The following is a 16,740-nucleotide window of genomic DNA, read 5'->3' as shown; positions in this document are numbered from 1 at the left end:
GACTTGCTTACGAACCGACCTTGCGCTTGTTCCACACATCGAACCCGACCGCGGCCAGCAGGGCGAGGCCCTTGATGACCTGCTGCCAGTCGGTGCCGACGCTGAGGAGGTTCATACCGTTGTTCAGTACGCCGAGGACGAGACCACCGATGATCGCGCCGAGGACGGTGCCGACACCGCCGCTCATGGACGCGCCGCCGATGAACGACGAGGCGATCGCCTCGAGTTCGAAGCTGAGGCCCGCCTTCGGCGAGGCCGCGTTCAGACGGGCGGCGACCACCATGCCTGCCAGGGCCGCGAGCACGCCCATGTTCAGGAAGACGAGGAAGGTGACCTTCTTGTCCTTGACGCCGGACAGCTTCGCGGCCGGCAGGTTGCCGCCGATCGCGTAGATGTGACGGCCGAAGACCGCGTTGCGCATGACGTAGCCGTAGCCGACCACCAGCAGGGCCAGGACGATCAGGATGATCGGCGCGCCCTTGTAGCTGGCGAGCAGCATCGTGACCGTGAGGATCGCGGCGACGATGGCGACGAGCTTGAGGATGAAGAGGTTCCTGGGCGCCACTTCGAGGGCGAACTCCTGCTGCCGCTTGCGGTCGCGGATCTCCTGGATGACCGAGAAGGCGATCAGCGTGAAGCCCAGCAGCAGCGTGAGGTTGTGGTAGTTGGTGTCCGGGCCGACCACGGGCAGGAAGCCGTTGCCCATCTTCTGGAGACCGTCCGGGAAGGGGCCGAGGGTCTGGCCCTTCAGGAGCATCTCCGTCAGACCGCGGAAGATCAGCATGCCCGCGAGGGTGACGATGAACGACGGTATGCCGAAGTAGGCGATCAGGAAGCCCTGTGCCGCGCCGGCCGCCGCGCCGATGGCCAGGCACAGCAGCAGCGCCAGCGGCCACGCCATGTCGTGCTGCACCATCAGCACGGCCGCGAAGGCGCCGGTGAACGCCGTGAGGGAGCCGACCGACAGGTCGATGTGACCCGCGATGATCACCAGCATCATGCCGATCGCGAGGATCAGGATGTAGCTGTTCTGGAGCACCAGGTTGGAGACGTTGCGCGGCAACAGCAGGTCGCCGCCGGTCCACACCTGGAACAGGATCACGATCAGACCGAGGGCGAGCAGCATGCCGTACTGGCGCATGTTGCGGCGCAATCCGTCCAGCACCAGCCGGAGCAGTCCGCCACCGGAGGCGGACCCGCCACCCTTGCCAGGCGGCGCGGCGGCCGGGCTCTTGGTCACATCGGTGCTCATCGCGTTACCTCTTTGTCCTTTGTCATCTGACGCATCAGCACTTCCTGCGTGGCCTCGGCACGCGAGAACTCGCCCGTGAGCCGCCCGGCGGCCATGGTGTAGATGCGGTCGCACATGCCGAGCAGTTCGGGCAGTTCGGAGGAGATGAAGACGACCGCCTTGCCCTCGGCCGCCAGCCGGTCGATGACCGTGTAGATCTCGTACTTGGCGCCGACGTCGATACCGCGCGTCGGCTCGTCCAGGATCAGCACGTCAGGCCCCGCGAAGATCCACTTGCTGAGGACGACCTTCTGCTGGTTGCCGCCGGAGAGCTTGCCGACCCGCTCGAACACGGTCGGGGCCTTGATGTTCATGGACTTGCGGAAGCTCTCGGCGACCTTCCGCTCCTCCTGCTCGTCGACGATGCCGCGCTTGGCCACCTTGCCCAGTGCGGTGAGCGAGATGTTGCGGTTGATCGTGTCGATGAGGTTGAGGCCGTAGTGCTTGCGGTCCTCCGTGACGTAGGCGATACCGTTGTCGACCGCCTCCGCGACGCTCTTCGTCCGGATCTCCTTGCCGTCCTTGAGGACGGTGCCGCCCGCGTACCGGCCGTAGGAGCGCCCGAAGACGCTCATCGCGAGCTCGGTGCGGCCGGCGCCCATCAGACCCGCGATGCCGACGATCTCCCCACGCCGTACCTGGATGGACACGTCGTCGACGACCTTGCGCTGCTGGTCGATCGGGTGGTGCACGGTCCAGCCGCGGATCTCCAGGGCCGGAGCGGCGCCCTCCTCCGGGTGGTGCGGAGTGCGCTCCGGGAAGCGGTGGTCCAGGTCGCGGCCCACCATGCCGCTGATGATCCGGTCCTCGGTCGTCTCCGCCGACTTCACGTCGAGCGTCTCGATGGAGTGCCCGTCGCGGATGATCGTCACCGAGTCCGCCACCTTGCGGATCTCGTTGAGCTTGTGGGAGATGATGATCGAGGTGATGCCCTGGTTCTTCAGCTCCAGGATCAGATCGAGGAGTTTGTCGCTGTCCTCGTCGTTCAGCGCCGCCGTCGGCTCGTCGAGGATGAGGAGCTTCACCTTCTTCGACAGCGCCTTCGCGATCTCCACGAGCTGCTGCTTTCCCACACCGATGTCGGCGACGCGGGTCTCCGGGTGGTCGCTCAGACCCACCCGGCGCAGCAGCTCCGTGGCGTGCCCGAGGGTCTGCCGCCAGTCGATGAACCCGCCCTTGGCGTGCTCGTTGCCGAGGAAGATGTTCTCCGCGAGGGAGAGGTACGGCGACAGTGCCAGTTCCTGGTGGATGATGACGATGCCGTGCTGCTCGCTCGCCCGGATGTCCTTGAAGGAGCAGATCTCTCCTTCGAAGAGGATGTCCCCCTCGTAGCTGCCGTGCGGATGGACGCCGGAGAGCACCTTCATCAAGGTGGACTTCCCAGCGCCGTTCTCACCGCAGATGGCGTGGACCTCGCCCTGACGGACGGTCAGTGACACGTCCGACAGCGCTTTGACGCCGGGAAAGGTCTTGACGATCGAGCGCATTTCCAGGACGGGTCCCGCCATGGTCTTGCCTTCCAATCCTTAAGGTTCGACGCTTACTTGAGCTGGTCGGCCGTGTAGTAGCCGTCGTCGACGAGTTCCTTCTGGTAGTTCGACTTGTCGACGCTGACCGGCTGCAGCAGGTAGGCGGGGACGACCTTGGTGCCGTTGTCGTACGACTTGGTGTCGTTGATCTCGGGCTTCTTGCCGTTGAGCGAGTCGTCGACCATGTCCGTGGCGACCTTCGCGAGCTTGCGCAGGTCCTTGTAGACGGTCATCGACTGCTGGCCGGCGATGATCGACTTCACCGAGGCGAGCTCGGCGTCCTGGCCGGAGATGACCGGCAGCGGCTTGGCCTTGGTGCCGTAGCCGTCCGACTTCAGCGCGGCGAGGATGCCGATGGAGATGCCGTCGTAGGGCGAGAGGACCGCGTCGACCCGACCGCTGGTGTACGTGGAGGTGAGCAGGTCCTCCATGCGCTTCTGGGCGGTGGCACCGTCCCAGCGCAGCGTGGTGACCTTGGTGAGCTGGGTCTGTCCGGACTTGACGACCAGCTTCTTGCTGTCGATGTACGGCTGGAGCACGCTCATCGCGCCGTTGAAGAAGTACTTGGTGTTGTTGTCGTCGTTGGAGCCGGCGAACAGCTCGATGTTGAACGGGCCCTTGCCGCTGGCCAGGCCGAGCTTGTCGGCGAGGTAGGTGGCCTGCAGCTTGCCGACCTTCTCGTTGTCGAAGGACGCGTAGTAGTCGACGTTCTTCGTGCCGAGGATCAGGCGGTCGTAGGAGATGACCGGGATCTTGGCGTCGGCGGCCTGCTGGAGCACGTTGTTCAGGGACTTGTTGTCGATGGCGGCGATGATCAGCGCCTTGACGCCCTGCGTGATCAGGTTCTCGATCTGCGAGACCTGCTGGTCGGGGTCGTCCTCCCCGTAGACCAGCTTGGTCTTGTAGCCCTTGGCCTGGAGGTCCTTCACGACGTTGGCGCCGTCGGTGATCCAGCGCTCGGAGGACTTGGTCGGCATCGCGATGCCGATCGTCCCGCCCTTGGCGCTGTCCGCTTTGGCGTCGCTGCCACCCTCGCTGCTCTGACCACAGGCGGTGAGGGAGAGGGCGAGGGCGGCCGAGGAGGCTATGGCGGAAAGTGCGGCTCTGCGAGTGCGCATGATCATCATCCTTGATGTCTTGAGGCCTGGAGCGGTCTGTCGGGGCGCCCGGCGAGCGGAGCGTGTGGGACAGAGATGGGACAGACGGAGTCGTGTCGGAGTCTGTGTGACTGCGTCGGGTTTTGTGAAGGGGCGTTGTCCGTAACGTTATGCAGGTGTTTCGAACCGCTTCAGATCACCGGGCAGCCGAGAGCCGAGCGGCGCCATGTCGCCGTCCGCGCCGTGCCGTGCGAGGAGGTCCAGGGCGAGCCGGCCGCGCCGCACCCTCTCCTTGGCCGTGTTGAGGGCCAGATCGCGCATGTGGTTCCCGTAGGGGTAGATCCCGGGAGCCTTCGACAGTCCGAACTTCAGGTAGAGCGGGGCGCCGCGCCGGATCAGCTCGGCGACCTCGTACATCCGGATGTAGCCGCCGAGGTCGTCGGGGGCCTCGATGTACATGTCCATGGGAGCCGCGGAGACCCGCCGGATCTCGGTGAGGTGATCGAGCGTCAGGTCGCTCGGCACGTTGATCGAGTCACCGCCGAGGTTCTCGTACACGGCGTACGCGGCCGGGTTCACCGGCCCGATCAGCGCCGACACCTTCAGCGTCGTCTCGGCCGGGATGATCCCCGCGAGCCGCGCCCGGTGCAGGGCCCACAGCACGCCCTCGTCGGCGACGAGCAGGCACTGCACGCCCAGCTCGGTCGCGCGCACCGCGTCCTCGACGCAGCCGGCGACCGCGTCGTGACCCCGGGCGCGCAGCCCGCCGCCCTTGGAGTCGGTACGGGTGGAGCCGCCGATGTCCCAGGTGCCGCGCGGACCGGTGAACAGGCAGAGCTCGATGTCACGCTCGGCCGTCGCCTCCACCATCTCGGTGATCTCGGCGTCCGTGAGCATCCAGATGCCGCTGCCCTGGCTGATCCGGTGGATCGGCACGTCGAGCCGCGAGGACTCCTTGAGGACCACACCGAGGGCCTCGGGGCCCTCCACGGAGGGCACCTCGGTACGCCAGCGACCGCCGCCGGGGAAGGAGTGCGGAGAGGCGTCGGAGGGATCGAGGGCGGGCGCGCCCAGGCCGAGCGCGGTGAGCGCGGGCTCTCCGGGGCGTCGGGCTGCGGAGGCGGTGGTGTCGGTCACAGTCTGTCCTTCAGGATCGGCAGGTCCGGCGGATTCGCGAGGTCCGGCAGGTTCAGCAAGTTCGGTATTTCGGACAAGGTTCGCGGCTCTGGTTGCACAAGACTTTGGATGTACGCCGGTACGGAGTCGTCAGGTACCCCGTACCGGCGTACGGCTCAGGGGTGTGTCACGGCCGGAGCAGGACCTTTCCGACCTTCGGGTCGCCCGACCCCACCAGCTCGATGGCCTGCGGAAACTCCTCCAGCGGCAGCTCGTGCGTGACGAGCGGCAGCGGATCGAGGAGCCCGGCCCCGAAGACCCGCACCGTGTGCGCCCAGGCATCCGGAGCCGCACCGAACACGGTGTGCACCTCCAGCTGCCGTACGACGAGATCCGTCGGGTCGAGCCCGTCCGCACCCGCCGCCGGGATCCCCGTGAGGACCAGCCGGCCACCGCGCCGCAGCAGGGCGGCTGCGGTACGTGCCGCGTCCGCGGACCCGGCGGTCTCGATGACGACGTCGAAGTCGCCGGGCAGTTCCTGGTCCTTCGTGAGGAAGGCCGTGGCGCCGAACTTCTTCGACAGCTCGGCCCGGTCCGGACGCGTCCCCACGACCAGCAGCTCGGACGGCGAGCCCGCCTTCAGGAACTGAATCGCGAACATCCCGAGCGTCCCCGTGCCCACCACGGCGACCCGCTCACCCGGAACGGCGTTCGCCTTGAGCGCGGCGGCCGCGATGCACGCGGCCGGCTCCAGCAGCGCCGCCGCCGTGAGATCCGCGTCCTCGGGCAGAACGTGCAGCAGACGGGCGGGCAGCGTCAGGGTGGTGGCCATCGCGCCGGGCTCGGTGAACCCGGTCTCCTCGTATCCGGCCGTGCACAGCGTGGTCTCACCGGCGTGACAGCGGTCGCACACCTGGCAGTTGCGGAAACCCTCACCGACCACCTTGCGGCCTACGAGAGTCGAAGGAACCCCCGCCCCGACCGCCGCCACCGTGCCGGACCACTCGTGACCCGGCGTGAGGGGGTAACGGACGTACCCCTCCGGCCTGTTGCCCTGGTAGACCTCGCGGTCGCTGCCGCAGATCCCGACGGCGTGGACCCGCACCAGGGCCTCGCCGGCCCCCGGCTGACGAGGCTCGTGCGGCACCACTCGGTGCACGCCCGGAGCCTCGATCACCACGGTGCTGCTCACTCGGTCCCCTTGGGCTTGCGCTGCTCCCAGCCCTCTGCCCAGAGGTCGAAGCGTGCCTGCTGCTGCGGGAACTCCGCCGCCGCGTCCACATCCAGCTCGACACCGAGGCCGGGCTTGTCGGAGAAGTGGAAGTAGCCGTCCACGACCTCCGGGGCGCCCTTGACGACCTTCTTGATCTCCGCGTCCGCGAAGTCGTTGAAGTGCTCGAGGATCTTGAAGTTCGGGGAGGTGAACCCGACCTGGAGGGAGGCCGCGGTCAGGACCGGTCCGCCCACGTTGTGCGGCGCGACCAGCGTGTAGTGGGTCTCGGCGGTCGCGGCCAGCTTGCGGGTCTCCCAGATGCCGCCGATGTGGCCGACGTCGGGCTGGATGATGTCCACGGCCTGGCTCTCGAAGAGCTCCCGGAACTCGATCCGGTCGTGGATCCGCTCACCCGTGGCGACCGGGATGTCGACCTTGGCGGCGACCTTCTCCAGCGCCTTCAGGTTCTCCGGCGGGCACGGCTCCTCCAGCCACGCGGGCTTGAAGGGCGCCAGGTCCTTGGCGAGGCGGATGGCGGTCGCGGGGGAGAAGCGACCGTGCATCTCCAGCATCAGCTCGGCGTCCGGCCCGATGGCGTCGCGTACGGCCTCGATCAGCGAGACGGCGTACATGCTCTGCGCGTGGTCCAGCTCGAAGTGGCCGGTCCCGAAGGGGTCGATCTTGAGCGCCTTGTAACCGCGCTCCATGACCCCCTGCGCCGCCTTGTGGTAGGCCTCCGGGGTGCGCTCGGTGGTGTACCAGCCGTTGGCGTACGCCTTGACCTTGTCGGTGACCTTGCCACCGAGCAGCTGCCACACCGGGACGCCGAGGGCCTTGCCCTTGATGTCCCAGCAGGCCATCTCGATGACGGCGATGCCGGACATCACGATCTCGCCGGCGCGGCCGTAGTCGCCGTACTTCATGCGCTTGACGAGATCCTCGACAGCGAACGGGTCGGAGCCGAGAATGTGATTGGTCTGCGCCTCGTGCAGATAGCCGAGCAGCGCGTCGGTGTGGCCCAGCATGCGGGTCTCGCCGACGCCGGTGAGTCCCTCGTCGGTGTGCACCTGGACGTAGGTCAGGTTCCGCCACGGCGTACCGACCACGTGCGTGCTGATTCCCGTGATGCGCACGGTACTCCCTCGTCCTCTTGGTCTGTTCGAGATTTCGTCACTTGTTCGAAATGCTGTCGCGACAGTAAGGAAACTTCGGGCAGAGTGTCAATGGGTCTAACGCACAACCCTGGGTGTGTCTTGGACAACAGTCATCCGTTCCCACATCTTCGCAGCGACACCCCTCCTGGCCTTGGTGTGCCGCGTTATCCAACCGTGACAGCCTCCCTGGCGCATCCCTCTTGACCGGCGTCGATTGTTAGCGCTCACAATGACCTCCGCATTCATCAGTCGTCGACCAACGGCATCCGGGGAGGTACGAGCGTCATGTCGGCAGTGCCCCAACCCGCCACCCCGCCCGACACCATGGGGCTTTCCGGAAGCCCGGCATGAGGCCGGGGGCGCGGAGACGACCGCCCGCATCGAAGGACTTATCCGCAGACGACCGCCAGGGAGGTGCAGCCGTGACCCAGTCGCAGACCAGTTTCCAGCCCCACTCGCAGCTCCGGCCGCCCACCATGGCCGACGTGGCACGCCAGGCCGGCGTGTCCCACCAGACCGTGTCCCGCGTACTGGGCGACCACCCCAACGTGCGGGACGAGACACGGGCCAGGGTGCTGCAGGCCATCGAGGAGATGGGCTACCGCCGCAACTCCTCCGCACGGGCGCTGGCGACCCGGCGCACCCTCACCCTGGGTGTGGTCGCCTCCAACACCACGCTCTACGGGCCGGCCAGCACGCTGTTCGCGCTGGAGGAGGCCGCACGCGCCGAGGGGTATCTCGTCTCGACGGTCAGCCTGCGCGAACTGAACGTCGAGACGGTGTCCGAGGCCATGCACCGGCTCAGTGAGGGCGGGGTGGAGGGAGTGATCGCCCTCGCCCCGCAGCGGTCGGCGGTCGAGGCCCTCACCGAACTCCGCCACCCGTTCCCGGTGGTGGCCGTGGGGACCGGCTCCGGCGTGGAGATCCCCAGCGTCAACGTGGACCAGCGGCTGGGCGCGCGGCTCGCCACCGGCCATCTGCTGGCCACCGGCCACCGCACCGTCTGGCATCTCGCCGGGCCCGAGAACTGGCAGGAGGCGGTCGACCGGGCCGACGGCTGGCGCACGACCCTCGAAGCGGCGGGCATCGAACCCCCGGCGCCGCTGCGGGGAGACTGGAGCCCGCTGTCGGGCTATCGTGCCGGCCAGGAACTCGCCGGCTGGGTGGGCCGCGGCCTGACCGCCGTCTTCGTCGCCAACGACCAGATGGCACTGGGGGTGTTGTGGGCGCTGCGTGAGGCGGGCGTACGCACTCCCCAGGACGTCGCGGTGGTGGGCTTCGACGACATCCCGGAATCGGAGTTCTTCGCTCCGCCGCTCACCACCGTCAGGCAGGACTTCTCGGCGGTCGGCAAGCAGAGCATCGCCCTGCTGCTCGACCTGATCGAGGGCCGGCCCCCGTCCGGGACGTCCCGGGTCGCCATCGAACCCCAACTCCTCGTCCGCGCCAGTACTTTCCCCTACGCCCCTCAGTCGGCGACCGCTCCCGGCTGAGGGGGCACACACCGGTTCGACGATCGCCCTCGCCCCATCGGCGCGGTCGACATCTCGAACAATGATCGACAGGTTGGACGTATCGCGACCTGTCACACCAAGCCCCACGAGTACCAAAAAGCACCACCAGCACCACCGGTAAGACCAGCACCCCCCATGAGCACCACGAGCACCACGAGTACCAGCGGGCCCATCACCGGGCCGGCGGCTCTTCAAAGGAGAAGACACATGCTCAACAGAAGGAACTTCCTCACCGCGGCGGTCGGCGTGGCGGCTGCGACGGGCCTGGCGGCCTGCGCCAAGAAGGACGACAGCTCCTCCACCTCCGGCGGCGGCGCCGGCAAGATCGTCCTCGGCTTCTCCCAGGTCGGCTCGGAGAGCGGCTGGCGCAGCGCCAACACCGACTCGGTGAAGGCCGCCGCCAAGGAGGCCGGCTACGACCTGAAGTTCTCCGACGCGCAGCAGAAGCAGGAGAACCAGATCTCCGCGATCCGCAGCTACATCACGCAGGGCGTGGACGTCATCGCCTTCTCCCCGGTCGTCGTCACCGGCTGGGACGCGGTACTGAAGGAGGCCAAGGCCAAGAAGATCCCGGTCGTCCTCACCGACCGCTCCGTCGAGACCTCCGACGAATCCCTGTACGTCACCCTGGTCGGCTCCGACTTCACGGACGAGGGCCGCCGCGCCGGCAAGCTCCTGGAGAAGGTCCTCGCGAAGGCCGGCCACAAGGGTGCCGTGAAGATCGCCCAGCTGGAGGGCACCACCGGTGCCGCCCCCGCGATCGAGCGTGCCAAGGGCTTCAAGGAGGTCATGGACGCCGACCACGCTTCCGACTGGAAGATCGTCGTCAGCCAGACCGGTGACTTCACCCGCGCCGGCGGCAAGCAGGTCATGGCCGCCTTCCTCCAGTCCAACCCGGACATCGACGTCCTCTTCGCGCACAACGACGACATGGCGATCGGCGCCATCCAGTCCATAGAGGCGGCGGGCAAGAAGCCCGGCAAGGACATCCTGATCGTCTCGTGCGACGGCGTCCACGACGGCTTCGTGGCCATGTCCGAGGGCAAGATCAACGCCATCGTCGAGTGCAACCCGATGCTCGGCCCCCAGCTGATGGAGGTCGTGAAGAAGGTCAAGAACGGCGAGAAGGTCGAGCGCTGGATCAAGACCAAGGAGGGCGACTTCATGCAGGACCAGGCCAAGGCCGCCCTCCCCACCCGCAAGTACTGACCGACCGCACCCATCGGCAGGGAGCCCCCCACCCGACCGGAACCTCCGTACGGAGGACGGTCCCGGGGGCTCCCTGCGGGCCTGAACGAAATCGCGGGCCCGAACAAACAACCGTGGGCCTGAACGAGATTCAAGGAGCGCTGCCATGGCAGAGCCGCGGCCCGTCCTGGAGATGACGGGCATAGTCAAGGAGTTTCCGGGGGTACGGGCTCTGTCGGGTGTCGACTTCCGGCTCTTCCCCGGTGAGATCCACGCCCTGATGGGCGAGAACGGAGCCGGTAAGTCCACCCTCATCAAGGTGCTGACCGGCGTCTACGCGCTGGACGGCGGCACGGTCACCCTCGACGGGAAGACCGTGCGGATCGGCAGCCCGCTCCAGGCGCAGCAGGCCGGCATCAGCACCGTCTACCAGGAGGTGAACCTCTGCCCCAACCTGTCGGTGGCGGAGAACATCTTCATCGGACGTGAGCCCACGCGCTTCGGCCGCATCGACTGGAAGCTCATGCGCAAGGACGCGGCGGAGCTGGTCGACCGGCTCGGCCTCGACATCGACGTCACCGCGCCCCTGTCCTCGTACCCGCTGGCCGTGCAGCAACTGGTCGCGATCGTACGGTCGGTGGGCACCGGCGACAGCGACGGCGCCGGAGCCGGCACCAAGGTGCTGGTCCTGGACGAGCCGACCTCAAGCCTCGACCGCGACGAAGTCCTCGAACTGTTCCGCCTGATGCGGCAGTTGAGGGACGAAGGCGTCGCGATCCTGTTCGTCTCGCACTTCCTCGACCAGATCTACGAGATCTGCGACCGTATGACCGTCCTGCGCAACGGCACCCTCGTCGGCGAGCACCTGGTCAGCGAGCTCGACCAGGTCGGACTGATCCAGCTCATGATCGGCAAGGCCATGGACCAGCTGGAGGGGCTCCACGAGCACCAGCTGCACGCCGAGGTCGGCGAGACACTGCTCGAAGCGGAGGGCCTCGGCCGGACGGGCGGCATCGCCCCCTTCGACCTGGAGATCAAGAAGGGCGAGGTCCTGGGCCTGGCGGGCCTGCTCGGCTCCGGCCGTACCGAACTCGCCCGACTGCTCTTCGGCGCCGACCAGCCCGACAGCGGCAAGCTCACCATCGGCGGCAAGCAGGTCTCCATGAGCGCCCCCAACGACGCCATCGGCGCCGGGGTCGCGTTCTGCTCGGAGAACCGCAAGTCCGAGGGCCTGGTACCCGACCTGACGGTGCGCGAGAACATCATCCTGGCCCTGCAGGCGTCCCGCGGCTGGACCCGGCCCATCCCGGTCGCCCAGCGCGACGAACTCGTCGCCAAGTACATCAAGGCGCTGGACATCCGCCCCGCCAACCCGGAGGCCCGGGTAGGTCAGCTCAGCGGCGGCAACCAGCAGAAGGTGCTGCTCGCCCGCTGGCTCATCACCCAGCCGAAGCTGCTGATCCTGGACGAACCGACACGCGGCATCGACGTCGGCGCGAAGGCGGAGATCCAGAAACTCGTGGTCTCGCTCTCCGAGGAAGGCATGTCCGTGCTGTACATCGCGGCGGAACTGGAGGAGGTACTCCGGCTCAGCCACACCATCGGCGTGCTGCGCGACCGCAAGCTGGTCGCCCGGATCGCCAACGGGCCCGAGATCACTCCCACTCGGATCCTGGAGACCATCGCGAGCGGAGAGCACCAGTGACCACCACTCCGACCCCCACTCCCCGTTGGCGGGCGCTGACCCAGCACAACCTGTTCTGGCCGGTGGCCGTGCTGGTCGTCCTGCTGCTGATCAACGTCCCCTTCACCCCCGGCTTCTTCTCGATCAAGATGACGGACGGCCACCTCTACGGCAGCCTCGTCTCGATCGTGCTGTTCGGTTCGCCGCTGATCCTGGTGGCCGTCGGTATGACCCTGGTCATCGCGACCGGCGGCATCGACCTCTCCGTCGGCGCCGTGGTCGCCATCACCGGCGCCCTGACCTGCTCGTACATCAGCGACCAGGCCGACCAGGACTCCCTGGCCGGAGTCTTCCTGGCCATGGGCATCGGCCTCGTGGCCGCGGTCGTCTGCGGCCTGTGGAACGGCTTCCTGGTGGCCCGGATGGGCATCCAGCCCATCATCGCGACCCTCATCATCATGGTCGCGGGCCGAGGCGTGGCCCAGCTGATCACCGACGGCCAGATCATCACCATCAACAGCGAGCCGTACAAGCTGATCGGCGGTGGCTACTGGCTGACCCTGCCCTTCTCCATCTTCGTGGTGGCGGCGGTCGTGGCCATCACGGTGGCCCTGACCCGCCGCACGGCCCTCGGCCTGCTCGTGGAGTCGGTCGGCGGCAACGCCGAGGCCAGCCGCCTGGTCGGCATCAGGTCCCTGCGCATCAAGATCATGGTGTACGTGTTCTGCGCCCTGTGCGCCGGCATCGCGGGCCTGATGATCAGCTCCAACACCTCCGCGGCGGACGGCAACAACGCGGGCCTGTGGATCGAGCTGGACGCGATCCTCGCCGTCGTCATCGGCGGTACGTCACTCACGGGCGGCCGGTTCTCGATCGGCGGCACGGTGGTGGGCGCCCTCGTCATCCAGACCCTGACCACCACGATCTACACCATCGGCGTACCGACCCAGACCAACCTGGTCTTCAAGGCCGTCGTCGTCCTCGTCGTCTGCCTGCTGCAGTCCCCGAAGTTCCGCGCCAAGGTCTTCGGCGGGAAGTTCGGCTCCGGGTCCGGCGCGAAGGGCGGCGGCACGTCGGCCGCCACCCCGGCGGACACCGCCCCGACGACCGCGGCAGCCCCGAAGATGGAGGTGTCGTGATGAGCACGACCGCCCAGCCCCCCAAGACCCAGCACAGCCCTGGGACCGCGTCCGCCTCCACCGCGTCCAAGGCGGCACGGCTGCTCGGTGACCGGCGACTGCCCGTCGTGGTGACCGCCACGCTCTTCGTCGTGATGTACCTCGTGGGCCTCGGCCGCTACCAGAACTACGGTTTCGGCGAACCGCAGGTCTTCCTCAACCTGTTCATCGACAACGGCTACCTGCTGGTCGCCGCGGTGGGTGCCACCTTCGTCATCCTCTCGGGCGGCATCGACCTCTCCGTGGGCTCGGTGATCGGCTTCACGACCATGCTCACGGCATGGCTGGTGCAGAAGCAGGAGCTGCCCATCCTGGTCGTCATCCCCATCGCGCTGGGCGTCGGAGCCTTCGGCGGCTTCCTGATGGGCTATGTGATCCACAACTTCGAGATCCAGCCCTTCATCGTGACCCTCGCCGGCCTGTTCCTCTTCCGGGGTCTGTGCCTGGTCATCAGCAAGGAGTCGATCGCCATCGACGACTCCTCGGTGAGCAGCATGGCGCAGGCGCAGGCACAACTGGGGGTGGGCTTCCTGTCGATCGGCGCGATCATCGCGCTGGTGGTGCTGGCCATCGCCTTCTACGTCCTGCACTACACCCGCTTCGGCCGCCGGGTGTACGCCATCGGCGGCAACGAGCACTCGGCGATGCTGATGGGTCTCCCGCAGGGCGGCACCAAGATCGCCGTGTACACGGTGAGCGGCTTCTGCTCGGCGCTGGCGGGTCTGCTCTTCACCCTGTACATCCAGTCCGGTGACCCGCTGCACGCCACCGGCATGGAGCTCGACGCGATCGCCGCGGTCGTCATCGGCGGCACGCTGCTGACGGGCGGCTCGGGCTATGTCATGGGCACCCTGTTCGGCGTCCTCGTCCTGGGCCTCATCAAGAGCATCATCCAGTTCGAGGGCACACTCAGCTCCTGGTGGACGAAGATCGCGACGGGCGTGCTGCTCTGCGCGTTCATCCTGATCCAGCGGGCCATGACGGCCCGTAAGAAAACCTGAGCCGTAGGGGAAAGCACTCAGGCTCGGAGCGGTCCGTCGCGCGTACGCCGTGCGACGGACCGCTTCGGCGTGTCAGAAGTTGGCACGGAATGATCGGCCTTGACCTCAACTGGGCAAACCCAAAACGCAAGTTCCGCACGGAATATTCACAGCGACCCCTAGGAACGCTCCCCGTGCGGAACTTATTCTTCCCGCGTCATGGACTACTGCCAGCAGTGCCAACGGCACCTCAACGGCGCACTCGCCTGCCCGGGGTGCGGCTCATCGATCGCACCTCGCCACGGGTACCCGGAGGAGACCGACGCGCGCCCGGAAACGGACGCGAACGACTCGGCGGGTGCTGTCGACGAGGCGACGCGTCCTGGGCGGGCGGCGGTCCGTAAGGCAGGTCGCGCACGCGGACGGGAAGCGGCCTCCGCCGCCCCGGCCGCGGAAGGCACCGACGAGTACGAGGACGACGCCGAGAACGACGCCGAGGACGACGCCGAGGCCGGCACCTATGACGACGCCGGGCAGACGGCCGGCAGCCGACGGGACCGCAAGGCCGCCGCGCACCGGCGGCGACGGAAGCGGACGCTGCTCGTCGTCGCGGGCTTCGTGCTCGCGGCGGGCGGACTGAGTCTCGCCGAGCTGGGCACGGACGCGCCGGGTTCCAACCCGAACGCCGCGGCGGCGGACGGCGGGGCGACGGACGGCGCGACGGCGAAGACCGGCGCCACGGAGACGCCCCTGTCCGACGAGCGGTCGGCCTCGGCGGACGAGGACGCGTCGGACTCGCCGTCTTCGGACGCGTCGGCGTCGCCGTCCGCGTCGGAGAGCTCGGGATCACCGTCACCGTCGGTCTCACCGAGCAGGAGCAAGGACGCCCAGTCGGCGCCGATCGGTACGGCGCCCACGCCGACGAGGGACGAGTCCTCGCCCCCGACGGACTCGACGACCCCGTCCACGGACCCGACCGGAGCGGATCCGACGCCGGAACCTTCACCTTCGGAGACGTGCGAGCAGTTCCTCTGGTGGTGCACATAGGCGGGTGAGGGCCGTGGCGCCGAGCGTGACGGAGACGGGGTTCGACCCCACGGGGTGACGAAGTCCGCCGTGTCGTCGTGACCCCGCCCGCGACCTTCCGTGACCCCGGTCCGCGCCCGCGGTCACGCCTCCACCATCCGCACCAGCAGCCCCCGCAACAGCACCCGCTCCTCCTCCGACAGCCCGGCCAGCGGCTCCCGTGCGAAGTCCAGGGAGTCGCGCAGGCTCCGCGCGACCCGGCGGCCCTCGTCCGTGCACGCGGCCAGCTTCACCCGGCGGTCCGACGGGTCGGGGCGGCGCTCGACCAGATCCCGGGACTCCAGGCGGTCCACGATCCCGGTGACGTTCGACGGCTCGCACCGCAGCTTCCGTGCCAGCTGCCGCATCGGCAGGGGACCCAGCGAGAGCAGGCTCAGCAGGCGCGCCTGCGCCCCGGTGAGGGAGTGCCGGGTGGCCGCCTCCTCGTACTCCTCGTGATAGCGGGCCACGACCGCCCCGATGAGGTCGACGACCTCCAGGCTCAGGGGGTCCATGCGGCGGGTCTTCTCCGGTGTGGCCATGCTCTCCAGGCTACCCCTTTACTTGACACCCTGAAATATTCAGGAGCATTATTGTTTCACGTACTGAAGCATCTGAGCCGTAGAGCACGTAGATACTCAGCGATACCCAGCCGCACCGGAAGGCCTCCTCATGTCCGACACCCCCACCCCCGCCCTTCCCGCCGTCAACCGCGAATGGCACCTGCGCAGCCGTCCGGTCGGCCGGCCCAAGGCCGAGGACTTCGAGCTGGTCGAGGCAGCCCTCCCGCAGCCCCGCGAGGGCCAGGTGCTGGTGCGGAACCTGTACGTCTCCGTGGACCCCTACATGCGTGGCCGGATGAGCGACGCCAAGTCGTACGTCGCCCCCTTCGAGCTGGGCAAGGTCATGCAGGGCGGGGCCGTCGGCGAGGTCGTCGTCTCCAACGCGGAGGGCATCTCGGTCGGCGACCACGTCCTGCACTTCCTCGGCTGGCGCGAGTACGCGGCGGTGAACGCGAAGGACGCCGTCAAGGTCGACCCCGACGCCGCGCCCCTGTCGACGTACCTCGGTGTGCTCGGCATGACCGGCCTCACCGCCTACGCGGGCCTCCTGCGCACGGCCTCCTTCAAGGAGGGCGACGTCGTGTTCGTGTCCGGCGCCGCCGGCGCCGTGGGCGGCCAGGTCGGGCAGATCGCCAAGCTCAAGGGTGCCTCCCGGGTCATCGGCTCCGCCGGGTCCGACGAGAAGGTCAAGCTGCTGGTGGAGGAGTACGGCTTCGACGCCGCCTTCAACTACAAGGACGGGTCGGTCGCCTCGCAGCTCCGCGAGGCCGCCCCCGACGGCATCGACGTCTACTTCGACAACGTGGGCGGCGACCACCTGGAGGCGGCCATCGGCTCCCTCAAGCACGCCGGCCGCATCGCCATCTGCGGCATGATCTCCGTCTACAACAACACGGAGCCGGCCCCCGGCCCCAAGAACCTCGCCCGCCTCATCGCGACCCGCGGCCGTATCGAGGGCCTCCTCGTCAACGACCACTACGACCTCCAGTCGAAGTTCGTCGAGGAGGTCGGCGCCTGGATCCGCTCCGGCGAGCTCAAGTACCGCGAGACGGTCGTCGAGGGCATCGAGAACAACCTGGAGGCGTTCTTCGGGGTCCTGCGCGGCGACAACACCGGCAAGATGATCGTCAAGCTCTGAGCTTCGACCACCTGAGCCGCCGACGCCGGC

General features: G+C 68.0%; 14 protein-coding genes. 7 read left to right on the top strand and 7 right to left on the bottom strand.

Annotated elements, in window-relative coordinates:
* Window positions 1-7: 7 nt before the first annotated feature.
* The 6 genes from mmsB to QA861_RS37295 all read right to left on the bottom strand — a co-directional run bounded on the left by mmsB (window position 8) and on the right by QA861_RS37295 (window position 7,379).
* On the bottom strand, window positions 8-1,252 hold the full coding sequence (gene mmsB, locus QA861_RS37320; RefSeq protein ID WP_334593186.1) for a multiple monosaccharide ABC transporter permease: 1,245 nt from the start codon (window positions 1,250-1,252) through the stop codon (window positions 8-10).
* The gene (gene mmsA / locus QA861_RS37315) at window positions 1,249-2,799 is read right to left on the bottom strand and encodes a multiple monosaccharide ABC transporter ATP-binding protein (RefSeq protein WP_334593185.1); all 1,551 of its coding nucleotides are present in this window, start codon (window positions 2,797-2,799) and stop codon (window positions 1,249-1,251) included. Before mmsA ends, mmsB begins: the two co-directional genes overlap by 4 nt.
* 32 nt (window positions 2,800-2,831) lie before the next feature.
* Window positions 2,832-3,938, bottom strand: a complete 1,107-nt coding sequence (gene chvE, locus QA861_RS37310; protein WP_334593184.1) for a multiple monosaccharide ABC transporter substrate-binding protein — start codon at window positions 3,936-3,938, stop codon at window positions 2,832-2,834.
* 147 nt (window positions 3,939-4,085) lie between these two features.
* Window positions 4,086-5,054, bottom strand: coding sequence for a hypothetical protein (locus QA861_RS37305; protein ID WP_334593183.1), 969 nt, complete (start codon window positions 5,052-5,054; stop codon window positions 4,086-4,088).
* A gap of 166 nt (window positions 5,055-5,220) precedes the next feature.
* On the bottom strand, window positions 5,221-6,225 hold the full coding sequence (locus QA861_RS37300) for a zinc-dependent alcohol dehydrogenase (RefSeq protein ID WP_334593182.1): 1,005 nt from the start codon (window positions 6,223-6,225) through the stop codon (window positions 5,221-5,223).
* Window positions 6,222-7,379, bottom strand: coding sequence for a mandelate racemase/muconate lactonizing enzyme family protein (locus QA861_RS37295; protein ID WP_334593181.1), 1,158 nt, complete (start codon window positions 7,377-7,379; stop codon window positions 6,222-6,224). Before QA861_RS37295 ends, QA861_RS37300 begins: the two co-directional genes overlap by 4 nt.
* Window positions 7,380-7,876: 497 nt before the next feature.
* Between QA861_RS37295 and QA861_RS37290 the strand changes: the two genes are divergently transcribed.
* From QA861_RS37290 to QA861_RS37265, 6 genes are all read left to right on the top strand, one after another.
* Entirely contained in the window at window positions 7,877-8,893 is a 1,017-nt protein-coding gene (locus QA861_RS37290) for a LacI family DNA-binding transcriptional regulator (RefSeq protein ID WP_334594966.1), read from the top strand.
* Between the two features lie 228 nt (window positions 8,894-9,121).
* Window positions 9,122-10,123 (top strand): ABC transporter substrate-binding protein, encoded by a 1,002-nt coding sequence (locus tag QA861_RS37285; RefSeq protein ID WP_334593179.1) that lies wholly within the window; start codon window positions 9,122-9,124, stop codon window positions 10,121-10,123.
* Window positions 10,124-10,268: 145 nt separating this feature from the next.
* Window positions 10,269-11,807, top strand: a complete 1,539-nt coding sequence (locus tag QA861_RS37280; RefSeq protein WP_334593178.1) for a sugar ABC transporter ATP-binding protein — start codon at window positions 10,269-10,271, stop codon at window positions 11,805-11,807.
* A complete protein-coding gene (locus QA861_RS37275) occupies window positions 11,804-12,925 on the top strand; it encodes an ABC transporter permease (RefSeq protein WP_334593177.1) in 1,122 nt (373 codons plus the stop codon). Before QA861_RS37280 ends, QA861_RS37275 begins: the two co-directional genes overlap by 4 nt.
* Window positions 12,925-13,965, top strand: coding sequence for a galactofuranose ABC transporter, permease protein YjfF (gene yjfF, locus QA861_RS37270; RefSeq protein ID WP_334593175.1), 1,041 nt, complete (start codon window positions 12,925-12,927; stop codon window positions 13,963-13,965). The genes QA861_RS37275 and yjfF overlap by 1 nt, the downstream gene beginning before the upstream one ends.
* A 198-nt stretch (window positions 13,966-14,163) precedes the next feature.
* Window positions 14,164-14,991, top strand: a complete 828-nt coding sequence (locus tag QA861_RS37265; RefSeq protein WP_334593174.1) for an SCO2400 family protein — start codon at window positions 14,164-14,166, stop codon at window positions 14,989-14,991.
* A 122-nt stretch (window positions 14,992-15,113) separates the two neighbouring features.
* Here QA861_RS37265 and QA861_RS37260 read toward each other — a convergent pair whose 3' ends face one another.
* Window positions 15,114-15,551, bottom strand: a complete 438-nt coding sequence (locus tag QA861_RS37260) for a MarR family winged helix-turn-helix transcriptional regulator (RefSeq protein ID WP_334593173.1) — start codon at window positions 15,549-15,551, stop codon at window positions 15,114-15,116.
* A gap of 130 nt (window positions 15,552-15,681) precedes the next feature.
* Here QA861_RS37260 and QA861_RS37255 point away from each other — a divergent pair, with 130 nt between their 5' ends.
* Complete coding sequence (locus tag QA861_RS37255; RefSeq protein ID WP_334593172.1) at window positions 15,682-16,710, top strand: NADP-dependent oxidoreductase; 1,029 nt, start codon at window positions 15,682-15,684, stop codon at window positions 16,708-16,710.
* The last annotated feature ends 30 nt before the right edge of the window (window positions 16,711-16,740 follow it).

It is taken from the genome of Streptomyces sp. B21-083 (genome assembly GCF_036898825.1).
Lineage (GTDB): Bacteria > Actinomycetota > Actinomycetes > Streptomycetales > Streptomycetaceae > Streptomyces.
The sequence above is the reverse complement of the archived record's forward strand: the minus strand, read 5'-3'. Positions and strand labels throughout refer to the sequence as shown.